Consider the following 16100-nt stretch of genomic DNA (forward strand, 5'->3'; position numbering starts at 1 on the left):
TATTGTTGTACAAAGGTATAGACTGCTAATTTTGTTTGTCGAATAACTATGATAAGGAGGGGTTAAAAGTAACTATTTGTTCATTGACAGCAGTCATCATAGTTTATTGTTTGAAAGCGCTTGCTAGAGAATGAAGAGTTAATTAGAGTTCAACAGAAAAAATATATAAATGGCTAGGAGGCAACTATATGAGCAATTACTGGAACTTTATTAAAGAGAAAGTGGATTGGCCTGTTTTCAGCCTTAGTGGCGGAATTATGATTCTCTTTGTTTGTTTATCAGTGGCAAAGATGGATATGGTTACACAGTATGTAAATACTGGTTTTGATCTTTCTATTAGATACTTTGGAGCTTATTGGCAGCTGCTTTTGTTAGCTACTTTTGTTGTAGGGGGCGTATTGTCTCTTTCAAGGTATGGAAAAGTACGAGTTGGAAATTTACGCAGGCCAGAAATGAGCTTTTTTAAATGGGCTGCCATCATTATTACTTCTGGTCTAGGAGCAGGTGGAGTGTTCTGGGCAGCTGCCGAACCAATGTATTATTTTATAGAGGTTCCACCTATGTATTCAGGGATTAAAGCCGGAACTGCAGAAGCGATAGGACCCGCGCTGGCACAAAGCTATATGTCATGGGGATTTACAGCCTGGGCGATCTACGGTGCAATTAGTACGATTGTGATTATGTACGCTCACTATCATAAGGGAATGCCTCTTAAACCGAGAACACTGTTGTATCCGATTTTCGGTGAAAAAATTAAAGATAGTCTTTGGGGAACACTTGCTGATGTATTTTGTATTATCGGAGCGGTGGCGGGAACAATAGGTCCCATTGGGTTCCTTGGTTTACAAGTAAGTTATGGTGTAAATGCGATTTTTGGATGGGCAGACACCTACAGTACGCAGGTGATCATCATTATTGCTCTTACAGGCGTTGTATTATTTTCAACGTTGACTGGTATTGATAAAGGGATACAATGGCTGAGTAGATTAAATGTAAACATGGCGGTAGCAATCGCTATATTTTTATTGTTATTTGGTCCTGGGGAGTTCATTATTAATTCGTTCATTTCGTCTGCTGGAACGTATGTGAGTGAATTTATTCCTGTGAGTACTTATCGCGGAAGCCCAGAATGGATGGGCGCTTGGATGCTCTTTTTCTTTGGATGGTTTATAGGCTTTGGTCCATTAGTTGCGTTACTTGTCGCTAGGATTTCAAGAGGGCGCAGAATTAGGGAAGTTTTTTTGATGGTTTCTATTCTGTCAGCCTTAGTAACAAACTTTTGGTTTACGGTTTTAGGAGGCACGGGAATTTTTTATGAATTACATCATGCTGGGTCAGTTAGTACGCCTCTAACAGAAGGAGGTTTGCCAGCAGCTATTATCGCTATTGCTGGACAAATGCCGCTAGGATCCATCATGCCGACTGTCTTTCTTATATTAACCGTGCTCTTCGTTGTTACAACTGTTGACTCAATGTCCTATTCGATTGCCATGAGTGTAACAGGTGAGGGAAACCCTCCGAAGGCTATGCGTGTGTTTTGGGCAGTCATTATGGCGGTTATCGCGATCATTCTGATTAAAATAGGAGGCGGAGGGATTGGGGCTTTGCAATCATTCGTCGTTATAGCAGCTGTGCCTGTTTCAATTTTAATGCTTCCAATACTATGGCATGCTCCCCGAATTGCTAAAGAGATGGGGATAGAGCAAGGGATAGTTGAGGAGAAAGAAATGGTTACACAGCAGGCTAATAAGGTACAAGATGTTAATAGCATATAAGTTTTTTAGTAAGACAAGAATAAATTTTTAGAAAATTTTAAATAAACAATTGACGTATTTTATTGGATAAATTATACTAAGCGTAATATCTTGTATGGTACATGGTAGCCAAAAAGATATTTAAAAGACAATAATCCAATATTCTTGAGTAGAGAAGGAATGATTGGAGAAAGGATTTATTTTAAATCCTGAAATGAATCATTGAATATCCTACCATGGTACATGGTACAAACAAGGAGGGATTTCCCATTACTACTATTCTAACAACCAGTATTACTTCCCAAGTAACGAATGCAATACGTGAAGCCATCCTGAAAGGAGAATATGAGCCTGGAAGGAAATTATCAGAAGCTGCCTTGTCAGAACACTACAAGGTTAGCCGAACTCCGATTAGGGAGGCCTTGAAACAGTTAGAAAGAGAAGGGTTGGTTGAAATTATTCCTCGAGTCGGGACGTGTGTAACAAAACCAACCGAGAAAGAATTGGATGAGTTATTTACATTAAAAGAAGTTTTGGAAGGCCTTGCTGCTGGTTTACTAGCAGAACGAGGAAGTGAAAAAGAGATTGAGATCATTCGAAAAGCTGTAACTGATATGGAAAAAGCTATTCAAACATCTGATAATGACCTCTATGTTAAGGCCAATGATGCATTCCATGAAGCTATTTTAGATGGAGCAGATAACTCAAAGCTAAACTTTATGTTAAATATGCTGCTTAATCAAATTCCTTATACTCGCTATGTTTATTTAAGCATTGGTCTTCCTGACCGCCGTAAAAAATCATTAGCAGAGCACCAAGCAATTTTAAAAGCTATCGAAGATGGAAAGCGTGAGGAAGCAGAAAAAACTATGCGAGAACACGTAAAGTCGAGCGGAATACGCTTAAAAGAGGCCATAGCCAAAAAGCTATACGAGGGAAAATAATTTTAGGGGGAACAAAATTATGAAATTCGGAATTTTCGCAAACCTTAGTGGGCCAGAACGGCATGAAGAATATTACAAAGTTCTTGATGAAGCTCGCGAGCAAGCTATTTACTGCGATGAAAATGGCTATGATTCTATTTGGTATACAGAACATCATTTTGGACATGAAGGAAACGAATTAATTTCAAACCCGATTCTAATGGGAGCAGATATTGCTGCACGTACAAAGAGAATTCGGATTGGGCAAGCAGCTAATGTCATTACTTTCTGGCATCCTCTTCGTTTGGCGGAGGACATTGCGATGCTTGATCAGCTTAGCAAGGGCCGTGTAGAAGTGGGTTTGGCACGCGGATTATACGGCAGAGAAGCAGCTAACTTAAACACTTTAGCTGACCCGACAAATCAAGAACAGAACCGCGCAGTGTTTGAAGAAACATTAGAAATATTAAAGAAAGCATGGGAAAATCGTTTCTTCGCTCATGAAGGAGAAATTTATCAGTTTCCTCCAAAAGGTCTGAAGTGGAATCATCCGATGAGTCCTGCTTCTCCTGAATTCATGGATATGGAAAAAGGTGAAATTAATAAAATTTCCTTGATGCCTAGACCGTATCAAAAGCCAATGCCGCCGCTATGGCAGGTGATTGATTCACCGCGTTCCATTAAATGGGCTGCGGAAAATAACGTAAAAGGCATGTTCTGGATGCCGACTGTAAAAGAATTAAAAGAACGTTTCGAGCTATATCGTGAAACCGCTTCAAAAGCACGCGGTTGTGAGGTGCCACTCGGCGAAGGTATTGCTCTGGTACGCGATGTCTACGTTGCCGAAACGATGGAACAAGCCCGCCAAGACGCAGCAGAGGCTGTGTTGAACAACTATCGTTGGATTTGCCACTGGAGAGGGCTTGGCAATTTAATGGATCCAGGAGAGCAAGTAAAAGAAGGTCAAGAATTAAACTATGACTTCCTGCATCCGAGAAACTTATTATTTGGTACGCCAGAATATGTAGCTGAAAAAATTCAAGAACTGAAAGAAGAATTGAATTTACAGGAATTACTCTTGTGGGTAAATCACAATGGATTGCCTCACGACAAAATGATGAAGAGCTTGAAATTATTCACAGAAGAAGTTATGCCTAAATTTGCAAATGAAAATCAGGGGGTAAAAGTTCATGCTAGAAATTCGTAAAGTATACACAGCTATTGAAGAAACTCGCATTGAAGGCGGCAGAAAGCTAGAAACACCAATTAAGATGATTGCAGCCATGCTGGTGATGAAAAATCCATGGGCTGGCAAAGGCTTTGTGGAGAACTTAATGCCAGAGATTAACGAGTATGCGCCAGAAATTGGCGAGGTATTAGTAAAAGAATTGTTCAAGCACATTAATTGTGCAGATGATGTTGAAGCGTTTGGAAAAGCGGCAATTGTTGGGGTAGATGGAGAGGTAGAACATGCTTCTGCTTTCATCCATACATTAAAGTTTGGAAACAAGTTCCGGGATGCTGTACAAGCAAAAAGCATATTACCTTTTACAAATAAGCGTAGTGGAGCAGGATCGGCAGTCATCATTCCAATGGTTCATAAAAATGATGAATCGCAGCGTTCTCACTATATCACATTTGAAGCTTCTATTCCGGATGCACCGCGGGCAGATGAAATTGTAGTCGCGATTGGCGCTTCTACAGGCGGCCGTCCGTTCCCTAGAACAGGAAATCGCCATCAAGATATGGTTGAAATGGGGCTTGTTTAATGCCAATTGCAGTGTGTGATCAGGGAGTTATTCGTTATGAAGAAAAAGGAATGGGAGAACCGCTTATCCTTATTCATGGTGTCGGCTTAGATCATACAATGTGGGAAAAACAAGTGGAGGGCTTATCAAAGCACTTTCGTGTAATTGTATATGATATGGTCGGGCATGGAGGATCTGAGCATCCTCCTGCTCCTTATACACTTTCTCAATTTGTAGAACAGTTAGCTGAACTGATGAATTATCTAAAGATCGGGAAAAGTCACGTTATCGGCTTTTCAATGGGCGGAATGGTTGCGCAGGCTTTTGCATTAAAATATCAAGAAAAAATGAAAACGCTGACAATTATGAGTGCCGTAGCGAATCGAACAGCAGAACAAAGAAAAGCTATCCTTTTAAGAGTGGAAGAGGTAAGGAAAACAGGAGCGGCATCGACAATTGAGCCGGCGATCCAACGGTGGTTTAATAAAGAATTTATAAAGAAAGAAAAAGCGATAGTCGATCGTATCCGAAAGAGGCTTGAAACCAATGATCCATCTTCCTACTTAGCAGCCTATACACTATTTGCTACAGCAGATGAAGCGTTATGGCCTAGCCTTAAGCAAATTAGCCAGCCGACGTTTATCCTCACAGGAGAACATGATATTGGTTCAAATCCAGCAATGGCAAAGCAAATGCATCATGAAATTGCACATTCAGAGGTTTTAATTGTACCGGGGATGAAACATATGCTGCCAATAGAAGGAGCGGATACTGTAAATAAAGCAATTAGATTTTTCATTGAAAAACAAGCAATTCCAGCAAAGTGAGGAGGGGACAGGATGACAGAGTCAGTTAAAACAAAGCTAAAAAAATACCATATGTATATAAACGGTGAATGGGTAGGATCAACGAGCGGAGAATATTTTCCTAGTTATAATCCAGCTACAGGTGAACCGTGGTGCTATGTGGCAAAGGGAACGGCGGAAGATGTAGACCTTGCTGTCAAAGCAGCCCATCAAGCATTTTTAAATTCAGAGTGGTCAACAATGACGTACACTGAGAGGGGGCGTCTTGTTCGCAGGCTTGGTGAACTCATTGCTGAACGTGTAGAAGAGCTAGCGCAATTCGAAACGCTGGATAATGGGAAATTAATCCGTGAAATGCGCGGTCAGTTAAAGTACCTCCCTGAGTTCTTCTATTACTACGCAGGACTAGCAGACAAAATTCACGGAGAAACACTGCCGATTGATAAAAAAGATATGTTTGTGTTCACTTCAAGGGAACCGCTCGGAGTTGTTGCTGCTATTACACCTTGGAATTCACCTCTTTATTTAACAACCCTTAAACTAGCACCTGCCCTTGTCGCAGGGAATACGATTGTGATTAAACCTTCGGAAATGACGTCAGCCTCCTTATTAGAATTAGTTAAGCTCGTTGAAGAAGCTGGTTTTCCACCTGGAGTTGTTAACGTTGTGACTGGTTTCGGTATGCCGGTTGGTGATTCATTAACATCACATCCACTTGTGAGACGTGTGGCTTTTACTGGTGGAGCAGAATCGGCTCGCCATGTAGTCCGCAATTCAGCAGAAAACTTTGCAAAAGTAACGCTTGAACTTGGAGGGAAATCTCCAAATATTGTATTTGATGATGCAGATCCAGATAACGCAGCTATGGGAATTATTGCTGGGATTTTTGGGGCATCTGGTCAAAGCTGTGTCGCTGGTTCACGGGCATTTTTACATGTGGACATCTACGATAAAGTGATGGAAAGACTCATTGATCGTGTGTCTAAAATTAAAGTCGGTGACCCGCTTCAAGATGAAACAGAAATGGGGCCTCTTGCCACGCAAGCACAATTAGAACGTGTAGAACGGTATGTAGCTATTGGACTAGAGGACGGAGGAAAAATAGCTTATGGAGGCAAAAAACCGGAACATTTAACGAAGGGATGGTATTTTGAACCAACTATTTTCGAACATACAGATCACGCATCTCGTATTACAAAAGAAGAAATTTTTGGACCGGTATTAAGTATCATTCCATTTAAAAGTGAGGAAGAGGTTATTCAACTGGCTAACAGTACGGACTATGGTTTGGCAGCTGGCATATGGGTGAAGGACATAGCGAAGGCTCATCGTGTAGCGAAGGCTGTTCGGGCAGGAATTGTTTGGGTGAACACATATCGGAGTATCTCTCCAATTGCACCCATTGGAGGTTCGGGACTCAGCGGTTATGGCAGAGAAAGCGGCTATGAGGCCATTCACGAATATACACAGAGTAAAGTTGTTTGGATCAATACATCATCTGAACCAATGCCAGATCCATTTATTATGCGGTAAAAGAGCATAGATGACCGAAAAGACATCAGAGATTGACCAAAGGGAGGAGATTTCAATGAAGTTATTGGGGATTTCAGGAACAATTACAGGATCAAAAACAAAGACAGTAATCGAGAAATTATTAGAAGAAGTAAAAAATAATTATCCGGAGATCGAGGTAGAATTACTGGATTTAAAAGATTACAAGGTTGAGTTCTGTGATGGTCGCGATCCTTCGACTTATAGTGGAGATACGAAGAAAGTGATCGATTTAGTGTCCTCAGCTGACTTTTACATTATTGGTACACCAATTTTCCAAGGTTCCTTGACTGGGGCGCTGAAAAATTTGTTTGATTTAGTTCCTCCTAAAGTTTTTCGCAATAAGGTAATTGGGTTCGCTGCTACAGGAGGCACATATCAGCACTATTTAGTCATTGAGAACCAATTGAAACCAATCGCCGGTTACTTCAGAGCATATGTTACACCGGGTTCTGTCTATGTGCAACACGACCATTTTAACGCTCAGGGAGAACTGGTCGATGAACATGTTTTAGAACGAATCGCTAATTTAAGCAACGAGATTGTTTCAATGCAAAAGGCATTAAAGGGAAATCGGCATGAGTATCAGCACAGCTGAAAATGTAACTATGTCAAAAAATAAGGGAGAAACCGGTCGCCTTAAAAAGCGGATTGGCACTATGACAGGTAAAGTGGTTCGTGGAAATAAAATCGGCCGCACAATTGGTTTTCCAACGGCAAACTTATCAATTGACAAAGAAGATCTCTCTTTAGAAAAGGGTGTGTACGGTGTTCGTGTTTTTCATGACAATCATCTATACCTTGGAATAATGAATATTGGAACACGTCCAACAATTAACAGCAAGGATTTGAAAATCCATTATGAGGTGCATATTTTAAACTTTAGTCAAATGATTTACGATCAGATACTGACGATAGATGTATGCTTCTTTATACGAAAAGAAACAAAATTTAATTCTTTAGATCAGCTCGTGGGACAAATAACAAGGGACATTGATTTTGTTCAAAAGAGATTTTAAGAACAAAGCAACAGTCAATATGTTTTTCCCTAGGTAGGAGGGTCATCATGAATCCAGCAGTAGAAGAGAGAATACATTTAAATGATTTATCGTTTATACGCTTGTGCTCTGAAAATTACGGAATTAACAAGGGGATTTACAATACGATTGACGCTTGGTTTTACAGCCAGGGTGTAACGAATATTTTGGACCGCCGCAAAAATATTTTATTTTTTCTTGATTATTTACAGAGAAAAAACGGGGAATCAAGATCGAAACAAAAGTTTGGAAACGGGGGCTTGACTATGAATTTACGGGAGTATTTTACCGGAACCTATTCAAAAACAGCCTCTAATTTCTAAGATTAGTATGTTCATGAAAGGGAGGACTGGAAATAGCATGGCCCATGTAGATAGCATAATGAGAAAACAGCTGCTTATTAACGGAAAGTGGGTAGACACAAAAGAATACACTTCCTTGCGCTCGCCTTATTCAGAAGAAATCATTGCAGAGGTTCCTCTGGCTACAGAATTAGAGGTTGATCAAGCGGTTGAAGCAGCATACAAAGCACGTAAAGTAATGGCGAAACTGCCTGCCTACCAACGCGCGGAGATCTTAGAAAATCTCGTTCGGATACTGGAAGAGCGAAGAGAAGAAGCAGCTGGAATTATTGCCCTAGAAGCAGCGAAACCCATAACAACAGCAAGAGGTGAAGTAGCCCGGACTATCGAAACTTATAAGTTTGCGGCGGAAGAAGCAAAGAGAATTCATGGTGAAACATTGCCGTTAGATGCTGCGAGTGGTGGTGTCAACAGACTTGCTTATACGATGCGCGAACCGATAGGGGTCATTGGAGCTATTACTCCTTTTAACTTTCCTATGAATCTTGTTGCTCACAAGGTGGGGCCGGCAATTGCGAGCGGCAATACTATTGTTTTGAAACCTGCTTCACAAACGCCACTGTCTTCATTTTTTATTGCAGAGCTTCTTCAGGAAGCTGGATTGCCAGAAGGAGCGCTTAATGTTATTACAGGGAGCGGAAGAATCGTAGGGGATAAAATTGTGACCGATGATAGGGTGAGTATGATCACATTTACAGGGAGCCCGGCAGTCGGTATCGGTATTAGAAATAAAGCAGGTTTGAAAAAAGTAACGTTAGAGCTTGGATCAAATGCTGCTGTAATTATCGATAAGGGAGTCGATGTGGATAAGATTATCTCCCGGTGTGTAACAGGAGCTTTTTCTTTCCAAGGCCAGGTTTGTATCTCCTTACAGAGAATCTACATTTACGAAGGATTGTATGATGAGTTTGTTGAAAAATTTGTTGCAGAAACAAACAGTTTAACATTAGGTGATCCGCTTGATGAAAAAACAGATGTATCGGCATTAATTACGCCTGGAGATGTTGACCGCACCTTGGAATGGATAAGAGAAGCTGAACAATCGGGAGTGAAAATAGCTGCAGGTGGAAAAGCAGAAGACAATATGCTTTATCCTACTGTTCTCTTGGAAGCTCCGGCAGATTTAAGAGTATCTTGTCAGGAAGTATTTGCCCCAATTGTTTTAATCAATAAAGTAAAATCAGTTGAAGAAGCAATTGAGAAAGTGAATGACTCACGTTACGGACTGCAAGCAGGCATATATACTAATGATATTCATACTGCCTTAGAGGCGGCGGATCATCTGCAGGTTGGAGGAGTAATGATTAACGATATTCCAACATTTAGGGTTGATAATATGCCGTATGGGGGAGTGAAAGAAAGCGGGACTGGACGCGAAGGGCTAAAATACGCTGTAGAAGAAATGACAGAATTAAAGCTTGTTGTTTGGAACCGTAATTAGGGGGATGCGAAAATGGCTTATTATGCAGCCATGTTGTATATGATTGATCCTGTAAGGAATGAAAAGACTAGGCCGCTTCATATAGCCTATTTAGATGAATTGGATCAGCAGGGAAAAATCTATGCAAGAGGTCCTTTTTTGGACGGATCAGGAGGGCTTGTTGTGTACATTGCTGACACCTTTGAGGAAGCCTTTTCTTTGGCAGTAAGAGATCCGCATGTTGTTGGAAGAGCTCGACGGCTAGAAATAAAGGAATGGCACATTGTATAAAAAATAACTAGATATTTGAATACAAAAGAAGAAGAAATCTAAGCAATTGAGGTGTATGGGTAATTTTTTGATTATTCAGTTTAATGGGGTGCTACAAAGTTAGCTTCCTATACAGATAATGTTTCTTTTCGCAAAGTCTGGCATGGTACATGGTAGTCTTTAAGCCTTGCAGCATGATGTTGTGAAATAACTGAGCGAAAGAAATAAGGAAAACAGGAGAGGCAAATTGGGAGTGAGGCAAAATGGATTTGGAAAAAACAGCTCTTTTATTGATTGATCTTCAAAAAGAAAGCGGTACCTCGGATGTTGTCGGGATGAGTGAAGTCGTTCAAAATGCCAAGACACTTATTGACGCATGCCGCCAGCAGGGGCTACCTGTGATTTATACCCGCCATATTAGCAGGGCCGATGCCATCGGTCTTGCTAACAAAGAACCGGTCAACAAGCAGGGAGAACCGATTTATTATAACAATCAAACAAATACGATTGAAATTATTGATGAGATAAAGCCTCAAGCAAACGACATTGTTATTGATAAATACAGATATAGCGGTTTTTATGAATCAAGCCTTGATTTAATGCTTAAGAGTTTAGGTGTTAAACATTTGATTGTTGGAGGAGTACTCACAGACTGTTGTGTGCTAGCTACAGTTTTGGACGCTTATTACCGGGATTATCAAGTTAATCTTGTTAAAGATATGTGTGGAACTACAACCTTAGGCGCCCATATGGCATCCATACTCATGATGGTCAATTGGATATATGACCTTAAAGTTTATGATACGGAGCAGATAGTGAGCCAATTAAATGGAGAGGAGTTCCGCGTATGGGAATCATCCAGCCCGGATCAACTCCAGTTTTCACCGGATAATCTAAAAACAGTGTTTTCACGGCTCTCAGATAAGTAGTCTCAGTAGGAATTTTCTAACTGTGAACTATGAAAAGAAAGTACGTATGTATACTCAAAAAGGGGGGAATTCATTTGAAAGTAGAAACGCGGAGTATTGAATATGTCCCGGCAGATGAGCGGCATGGGAAAGCAAAAGATTTATTTCCAATATGGTTTGGGGCTAATATGAATATAACAACGCTCGTATCAGGATCGCTGCCTATTATGTTAGGACTTAACTTATTCTGGAGTGTGGCCGCTATTATTATCGGCGCGCTTGTCGGAGCAATTTTCATGGCATCTCACTCTGTACAAGGGCCTAAGCTGGGAATCCCGCAGATGATACAGAGCAGGGCCCAATTTGGGGTTATTGGCGCCATTATCCCTTTATTTCTTGTTATGTTTATATACTTGGGGTTTTTTGCAAGCAATACGCTGCTCGCTGCTCAAACGATTGGAGATATCCTTCCAATTGGCCAAACCTGGAATATTATCTTTATTGGTGCTGTCTGTTTTGTTGTGGCTCTCTACGGATACGATTTAATTCATAAAGTACAAAAGTGGTTTTCAGCTGCTTCATTGGTCATATTCTTAATCATGACCTACATTGTTTTTAAACTGCCGGTACCTGCCGAGCAATGGCTGCCTTCTGAATTTGACTTGTCAGCATTTCTACTTTCCGTGAGTATCGCTGTTACTTGGCAATTGTCATACGCTCCATATGTTGCCGATTATTCTCGGTATCTTCCTAGTGATACACCTCCCTCAAAAACATTTTGGTACAGTTATTCGGGCACAGTCATCGGTGCTGTATGGATGATGGTATTAGGGGCAGTTTTAACAATAGCGATCCCGAGCTTCTTTGATAATACAGGGGGGAATTTAGCTGCGCTGTACGGGAGCTTTGCCATTCTTATGTATATATTGATTATTTTCGGGCAGCTTGCAATAAATGTGTTCAACTTGTATGGAGCATTTATGTCTTCGATTACAACGATTGAGCCGTTTTTTAAATTTAGAGTAACTCCTAAGGTTCGCTTTATGTTTCTTCTTGTGATCACATTCATAGCAACTGGCTTATGTATTGTAGGCCAAGGCAACTTTTTAGAGTTTTTCTTGAACTTTATCTTTTTTATGAGTTACTTCTTGATTCCTTGGACATCTATTAACCTTGTGGATTATTATGTATTGCGCTCAGGTGAATATAGTGTTAAAGATATCTTTGATTTGAATGGGAAGTATGGGAAGGTCAATTGGATTGCAACATTTGCTTTTGTAGCCTCTATCATTGCCGAAATTCCTTTCGTCAATGCCTCCTTTTATATGGGGCCAATAGCCAAAATGCTAAATGGGGCCGATTTAGCTTGGGCGGTAGGACTTTTCTTGCCGGCCGCACTTTATTATTTCCCAATGAAACGTAAGATGAATTACTCCATTACTGTTCCTGAAGCGAATGGATTAGCCATTAAAAAAGCAGAAGAAAGTTAAGGGTTTTTATTAGACAGCATGAAACTTAATAACATGCTTATCACGAGGGGCGAAGAACGGGTCTAGTGAACCTTTAGCAACAGACTTGTTAAGTACCCTGCTGATTCCAGAAATACTTTGAGCTGAAGAAAAAAGTAACCAAAACTCCTTCTTTTTTGAGAAGGGGTTTTTTGGTATGTGGAATTTTAGCGCAGCCATTTGTATATGAAATGAGCAAGCCAGGTGTGTAAGTTGACAGAATAGTGTTGGGAATTAAAACACTTCAGCAAATACACTAAGGTTATATGAAAAGGAGTCAGTAACTAAGTAGATTAGCAAATCAGAAACCTCATCAGATTTTCGAATTTTGATTTCTTTAAACATCTTACTCACTAGTAAATAAAGAAACATAGTAAGGTATACTAGTTTTTTCAAAAAACATAATATGAAAAATTCAAAAATATATTTAAAAAATAAATCATTACTGTCTCCATAATGATCTCAAACTTACTATTAAATCTATATCTACTCAATTTGCCTTTTGTGATTGTTAGCTGTCATTTTAAAAATATTTTTGACAATTAAATATCAAGATGATATATTTTGATTATGAAATCGTTTTCTTCCATGGTGCAAGGTAGGATATAACACACGCATAGAAACAAGGAAAAGAAATGAAACTATTGGCAATAAGGTAGGAGAGTAAAATGAATAGTTTAGACCGAATCAACAAGAAATTAATTGTATCCTGTCAAGCATTGGAGAATGAGCCGCTCCATAGTTCCTTTATTATGAGCAAAATGGCTTTAGCTGCAAAGCTTGGCGGAGCATCGGGAATTCGTGCTAACACGGTAGAAGATATAAAAGCTATTAAGCAAGAAGTGGACCTTCCGATTATTGGAATTATCAAAAAGGATCTTCCGAATAGCGAGGTTTATATTACCCCGACTTTAAAGGAAGTCGAAGAGCTTTATACGGAAGGGGTCGACATTATTGCCTTTGACGCGACAAAAGGGGCAAGACCTGGCGGACAAAGTGCTCAGGAGTTTTTCGCGGAAGCAAAAGCAAACTATCCAGACCAATTATTTATGGCCGATATATCTACACTTGAAGAGGCGGTAGCTGCTGAAAAAATGGGAGTGGACATTATAGCAACGACCATGGCGGGATATACTCCTTATTCTGAAGGGACCATTCCATTGGAATTGCTCAAACAAGTAGTCGCACATGTTTCTGTTCCTGTCATTGCAGAAGGAAACATCGATACACCTGAAAAAGCAAAAACAGCCTTAGACATGGGGGCGCATGCAGTGGTTGTGGGAAGTGCCATTACCCGTCCTAAATTCATTACAGAAAAATTCACAAAAGCAATAAGGGACTGCTGACTGTAAGAAAAAGAGGCGCTCAATACACTTAAAAGTACCAATTACAATAATTAGAAGGTGATGACATGAAAGGGATTTTTACAGCATTAATGTGTTCGTTTGATGAGAAAGGACAAATTAACGAAAAAGGATTAAGAGAAATTGTTCGTTACAACATTGATCAGTCTAAAGTTGACGGTCTCTATGTAAATGGAAGTACAGGAGAAAACTTTTTAATTTCCACAGAGCAAAAAAAGCGAATATTTGAAATTGTAAAAGATGAAGCGAAAGAACAAGTAAAACTGATTGCGCAAGTAGGTTCCCTTAACATTGAGGAGGCAGTAGAGCTTGCTCAATTTGCAACGGATTTAAAATACGACGCTATTTCAGCCGTTACTCCTTTTTATTACAAGTTTGATTTTGAAGAGATTAAGGATTACTACAATACCATCCTAGAAAACGTAGACAACCAAATGATCATTTACTCCATTCCAGCCTTGACGGGAGTCAGCATGAACCTAGACCAATTTGGCGAGCTCTTTGAAAATGAAAAAATTATCGGTGTGAAGTTTACTGCTCCAGACTTTTTCTTATTGGAAAGACTTCGTCACGCCTACCCTGAAAAGCTGATTTATTCTAGTTTTGATGAAATGCTTCTATCAGCAAGTGTCTTAAATGTAGATGGAGCCATCGGCAGCACATTCAATGTGAATGGGCACAGAGCAAAGCAGATCTTTGAATTAGCGCAGAACGGTCAAATCGCAGAAGCACGGGAAATTCAAAAAGTAACGAATGATCTTATTGCCGACATTCTAGAAAATGGGTTATATCAAACGATCAAAGAAATTTTAAAACTAAAAGGTGTAGACGCTGGAATTTGTAGAAAGCCAATGAAAACTTTAACCGATGAAAAAATCGAAAAAGCAAAACAGATCGCGGAAAGATATCTGTAGGCACTCGATAAGGGGGTATTGAAGTGGACGGGAAATTTGCCATTATTGATTATGTGATTTTATTTGCTTATTTATTGTTTATTCTCTATGTGGGAATTGCCGTAGCTAAAAAAGAAATGCAAGGGAAAGAGTTCTTTAAAGGCGACGGTTCGATTCCTTGGTGGGTAACGTCCGTAAGTTTATTCGCCACGCTCTTAAGTCCCATTTCCTTTTTATCACTTGCAGGGAACTCTTATTTAGGCACATGGGAGCTGTGGTTCGCTCAGTTAGGGTTGTTTATTGCCGTACCGGTTGCTATTTATTTCTTCCTTCCAGTGTATAGAAGGTTAAATTTAGATACAGCTTACGAGTATTTAGAGCGGCGTTTTGACAGAAAGATGAGAATCCTTGGAAGTGTCCTCTTTATCGTGTATCAAGTGGGACGGATGTCGATCATTATGTATTTGCCAGCCATTGCTTTAACGGCTGTCACAGGCATCAATACAGTCGTCATTATTTTGTTCATGGGTGTCATTGCCACAATTTATTCAGCTTTTGGCGGAATCAAATCTGTACTCTGGACAGACTTTATCCAAGGGATTGTCTTGATCGGCGGCGGAATCTTTGCTTTGATTATTTTGCTTTTCTCAATTGATGGCGGAGTAGGGGAAGTGTTGCGTGTCGGTTCGGCTGATCATAAATTCTTTGCTGATACGGTGCTGTTCGATCCAAACTTTGTAAATAATAGCATTCTTCTCGTCCTTGTTGGAGCGGGATTGTCTACAGCCTTTTCTTATATTTCAAGTCAGGATATGGTACAGCGTTATTTGACGACGAATGACTTGAAAGAAATGAATAAAATGACGTATTTAAATGGCTTTCTTTCTCTTGGAACGGCCACCTTGTTTTTCTTTATTGGTACATCACTGTATGTGTTTTATACACAGCAAGCAGGTCCGATGCCAGAAGGAAAGGCGGATTTAATTTTTGCTAACTTTATCGTTAGTGAACTGCCGGCAGGGATCTCTGGTTTGCTAATCGCTGGCTTATTCGCAGCAGGTCAATCTACTCTGTCAACTGGGTTAAACAGTGTCGCAACAAGCTGGACATTGGATATTCAAAAGGTGCTTAAACCGGATATGAGCGATGAAAAGAGTACAAAAATTGCCCGGAATATTTCCACTCTTGTTGGGATTTTCTCCATTGCTTTTGCTATTGTGCTTGCTTATTCCGATGTGTCTTCAGCCTATTCCTGGTTTAACGGGCTAATGGGATTAGCATTAGGGATCATCGGAGGTACCTTCACGCTAGGCGTTATGACGAAAAAGGCAAACTCTACAGGGGCGTTATTAGGCTTTGTTGCTACGACGGTTGTCGCTATTTACGTTTCTTATTTTACTGACATATCATTATGGGCTTATTCCATTATCAATCTAGTTGCTTCTCTTGTATTTGGATATGGCTTTAGCTTGCTCTTTAACGAAAAAAGCAAAGCCCAAGGCGCAGAATTAACTTTTTACGATAAAAAAGAGTTAGGGTAACAACAATAGAGGATA

General features: G+C 40.1%; 16 protein-coding genes. All 16 read left to right on the forward strand.

What is annotated here, in order from left to right; translation table 11 throughout:
• Window positions 1-188: 188 nt before the first annotated feature.
• The 16 genes from A8F95_RS04255 to A8F95_RS04330 all read left to right on the forward strand — a co-directional run bounded on the left by A8F95_RS04255 (window position 189) and on the right by A8F95_RS04330 (window position 16085).
• Window positions 189-1775 carry a BCCT family transporter gene (locus A8F95_RS04255; protein ID WP_065409361.1) on the forward strand — a complete coding sequence of 529 codons (1587 nt, stop codon included), beginning with the start codon at window positions 189-191 and terminating at the stop codon, window positions 1773-1775.
• A 215-nt stretch (window positions 1776-1990) separates the two neighbouring features.
• Window positions 1991-2698, forward strand: coding sequence for a GntR family transcriptional regulator (locus A8F95_RS04260; RefSeq protein WP_065409362.1), 708 nt, complete (start codon window positions 1991-1993; stop codon window positions 2696-2698).
• A 19-nt stretch (window positions 2699-2717) separates the two neighbouring features.
• Entirely contained in the window at window positions 2718-3884 is a 1167-nt protein-coding gene (locus A8F95_RS04265; RefSeq protein ID WP_065409363.1) for an LLM class flavin-dependent oxidoreductase, read from the forward strand.
• On the forward strand, window positions 3868-4446 hold the full coding sequence (locus A8F95_RS04270) for an amino acid synthesis family protein (RefSeq protein WP_065409364.1): 579 nt from the start codon (window positions 3868-3870) through the stop codon (window positions 4444-4446). Before A8F95_RS04265 ends, A8F95_RS04270 begins: the two co-directional genes overlap by 17 nt.
• Window positions 4446-5252, forward strand: a complete 807-nt coding sequence (locus A8F95_RS04275) for an alpha/beta fold hydrolase (RefSeq protein WP_065409365.1) — start codon at window positions 4446-4448, stop codon at window positions 5250-5252. The genes A8F95_RS04270 and A8F95_RS04275 overlap by 1 nt, the downstream gene beginning before the upstream one ends.
• A 12-nt stretch (window positions 5253-5264) precedes the next feature.
• Complete coding sequence (locus A8F95_RS04280) at window positions 5265-6764, forward strand: aldehyde dehydrogenase (RefSeq protein ID WP_065409366.1); 1500 nt, start codon at window positions 5265-5267, stop codon at window positions 6762-6764.
• Between the two features lie 55 nt (window positions 6765-6819).
• A complete protein-coding gene (locus tag A8F95_RS04285; RefSeq protein ID WP_065409367.1) occupies window positions 6820-7380 on the forward strand; it encodes an NADPH-dependent FMN reductase in 561 nt (186 codons plus the stop codon).
• Window positions 7381-7390: 10 nt separating this feature from the next.
• Complete coding sequence (locus A8F95_RS04290; protein ID WP_176713612.1) at window positions 7391-7801, forward strand: riboflavin kinase; 411 nt, start codon at window positions 7391-7393, stop codon at window positions 7799-7801.
• A 47-nt stretch (window positions 7802-7848) separates the two neighbouring features.
• Window positions 7849-8142, forward strand: a complete 294-nt coding sequence (locus A8F95_RS04295; protein ID WP_065409369.1) for a hypothetical protein — start codon at window positions 7849-7851, stop codon at window positions 8140-8142.
• Window positions 8143-8179: 37 nt separating this feature from the next.
• Window positions 8180-9622 (forward strand): aldehyde dehydrogenase family protein, encoded by a 1443-nt coding sequence (locus A8F95_RS04300; RefSeq protein WP_065409370.1) that lies wholly within the window; start codon window positions 8180-8182, stop codon window positions 9620-9622.
• 12 nt (window positions 9623-9634) lie between these two features.
• Window positions 9635-9892, forward strand: a complete 258-nt coding sequence (locus A8F95_RS04305; protein WP_065409371.1) for a YciI family protein — start codon at window positions 9635-9637, stop codon at window positions 9890-9892.
• A gap of 242 nt (window positions 9893-10134) precedes the next feature.
• Window positions 10135-10800, forward strand: a complete 666-nt coding sequence (locus A8F95_RS04310; RefSeq protein ID WP_065409372.1) for a cysteine hydrolase family protein — start codon at window positions 10135-10137, stop codon at window positions 10798-10800.
• Between the two features lie 74 nt (window positions 10801-10874).
• Window positions 10875-12269, forward strand: coding sequence for a purine-cytosine permease family protein (locus A8F95_RS04315; RefSeq protein WP_065409373.1), 1395 nt, complete (start codon window positions 10875-10877; stop codon window positions 12267-12269).
• Window positions 12270-12955: 686 nt separating this feature from the next.
• On the forward strand, window positions 12956-13633 hold the full coding sequence (locus A8F95_RS04320) for an N-acetylmannosamine-6-phosphate 2-epimerase (RefSeq protein ID WP_065409374.1): 678 nt from the start codon (window positions 12956-12958) through the stop codon (window positions 13631-13633).
• Window positions 13634-13698: 65 nt separating this feature from the next.
• Entirely contained in the window at window positions 13699-14565 is an 867-nt protein-coding gene (locus tag A8F95_RS04325; RefSeq protein ID WP_065409375.1) for an N-acetylneuraminate lyase, read from the forward strand.
• 23 nt (window positions 14566-14588) lie between these two features.
• Entirely contained in the window at window positions 14589-16085 is a 1497-nt protein-coding gene (locus A8F95_RS04330; RefSeq protein ID WP_065409376.1) for a sodium:solute symporter family protein, read from the forward strand.
• The last annotated feature ends 15 nt before the right edge of the window (window positions 16086-16100 follow it).

It is taken from the genome of Pseudobacillus wudalianchiensis (genome assembly GCF_001685015.1).
Classification (GTDB): domain Bacteria; phylum Bacillota; class Bacilli; order Bacillales; family Domibacillaceae; genus Pseudobacillus; species Pseudobacillus wudalianchiensis.

What these genes read in the sequence shown, in the direction of transcription:
- A8F95_RS04255 (WP_065409361.1), top strand. Translation starts at nt 189, where the DNA reads ATGAGCAATTACTGGAACTTTATTAAAGAGAAAGTGGATTGGCCTGTT.
- A8F95_RS04260 (WP_065409362.1), top strand. Translation starts at nt 1,991, where the DNA reads ATGGTACATGGTACAAACAAGGAGGGATTTCCCATTACTACTATTCTA.
- A8F95_RS04265 (WP_065409363.1), top strand. Translation starts at nt 2,718, where the DNA reads ATGAAATTCGGAATTTTCGCAAACCTTAGTGGGCCAGAACGGCATGAA.
- A8F95_RS04270 (WP_065409364.1), top strand. Translation starts at nt 3,868, where the DNA reads ATGCTAGAAATTCGTAAAGTATACACAGCTATTGAAGAAACTCGCATT.
- A8F95_RS04275 (WP_065409365.1), top strand. Translation starts at nt 4,446, where the DNA reads ATGCCAATTGCAGTGTGTGATCAGGGAGTTATTCGTTATGAAGAAAAA.
- A8F95_RS04280 (WP_065409366.1), top strand. Translation starts at nt 5,265, where the DNA reads ATGACAGAGTCAGTTAAAACAAAGCTAAAAAAATACCATATGTATATA.
- A8F95_RS04285 (WP_065409367.1), top strand. Translation starts at nt 6,820, where the DNA reads ATGAAGTTATTGGGGATTTCAGGAACAATTACAGGATCAAAAACAAAG.
- A8F95_RS04290 (WP_176713612.1), top strand. Translation starts at nt 7,391, where the DNA reads ATGTCAAAAAATAAGGGAGAAACCGGTCGCCTTAAAAAGCGGATTGGC.
- A8F95_RS04295 (WP_065409369.1), top strand. Translation starts at nt 7,849, where the DNA reads ATGAATCCAGCAGTAGAAGAGAGAATACATTTAAATGATTTATCGTTT.
- A8F95_RS04300 (WP_065409370.1), top strand. Translation starts at nt 8,180, where the DNA reads ATGGCCCATGTAGATAGCATAATGAGAAAACAGCTGCTTATTAACGGA.
- A8F95_RS04305 (WP_065409371.1), top strand. Translation starts at nt 9,635, where the DNA reads ATGGCTTATTATGCAGCCATGTTGTATATGATTGATCCTGTAAGGAAT.
- A8F95_RS04310 (WP_065409372.1), top strand. Translation starts at nt 10,135, where the DNA reads ATGGATTTGGAAAAAACAGCTCTTTTATTGATTGATCTTCAAAAAGAA.
- A8F95_RS04320 (WP_065409374.1), top strand. Translation starts at nt 12,956, where the DNA reads ATGAATAGTTTAGACCGAATCAACAAGAAATTAATTGTATCCTGTCAA.
- A8F95_RS04325 (WP_065409375.1), top strand. Translation starts at nt 13,699, where the DNA reads ATGAAAGGGATTTTTACAGCATTAATGTGTTCGTTTGATGAGAAAGGA.